Origin of the sequence: Mesorhizobium sp. M1A.F.Ca.ET.072.01.1.1 (assembly GCF_004023325.1) — a bacterium.
GTDB lineage: Bacteria > Pseudomonadota > Alphaproteobacteria > Rhizobiales > Rhizobiaceae > Mesorhizobium.
This window is the reverse complement of the sequence record NZ_RZSF01000678.1, coordinates 1-762: the sequence shown is the minus strand read 5'-3', so window position 1 is coordinate 762 and position 762 is coordinate 1. Positions and strand designations below refer to the sequence as shown.

The window sequence follows — 762 nt, the reverse complement described above, 5'->3', positions numbered from 1 at the left end:
TTAACGCCCTGCTCGTGCGGCTGGCGCGCGAGGGCCGCCGCGTCGTGCGGCTCAAGGGCGGCGATCCTTATATTTTCGGCCGCGGCGGCGAAGAGGCGTTGTCGCTGGCACGGGAAAACATACCATTTCGGGTACTCTCCGGCCTCACCTCCGGTCTCAGCGCATTGGCCGCCACCGCCATCCCCGCCACCATGCGCGGCATCAACAAGGCGGTGATCCTTGCCACGGGCCATGCCGCGGGCACCGATGACGACATCGACTGGGCCGCAATCGCGCGCACCGGCCAGCCGGTCGTCATCTATATGGGCATGGCCAATCTGCCGGTGATAGCGGCAAAGCTGCTCAGCGGCGGCCTCGCGCCGTCGACGCCGGCAGCGGTGATTGTTGCAGCGACCACGCCGCAGGAGCGCATCGTTGTCGCCACGCTCGCCACAATCGCCGAGGAGGCCGCTGCAGCCGGGCTCGCCTCCCGGGCGCTGATTGTCGTCGGCGGTATCGTCGCCATGCGCGCGGCACTGGCGGGCGGGGCATGACGGCGCGCGCGATCATCATCGGCGCGCCGCGCTCCGGCTCGGGCAAGACCAGCGTCACCATAGGCCTGTTGCGCGCGCTTGCCCGGCGCGGGCTGAAGGTGCGCGGCGCGAAGTCCGGACCGGATTACATCGATCCCGGCTTCCATACCGCCGCCACCGGCCTCTCCGGCGTCAATCTCGACAGCTGGGCGATGCCGCCTTCCCTGCTCAACGCGCTGGCGAACCAGGC

At 69.7% G+C, this 762-nt stretch carries 1 protein-coding gene and 1 pseudogene; both read left to right on the top strand.

All coding sequences use genetic code 11. The features are described from left to right. Positions 1 to 533 (top strand): SAM-dependent methyltransferase (locus EOA32_RS37505; protein ID WP_245499539.1); only part of this gene is annotated, 533 nt, incomplete at its 5' end. Beyond that, positions 530 to 762, top strand: a pseudogene (locus EOA32_RS37500) (cobyrinic acid a,c-diamide synthase); the annotation flags it as partial. The gene EOA32_RS37505 and the pseudogene EOA32_RS37500, both read left to right, overlap by 4 nt.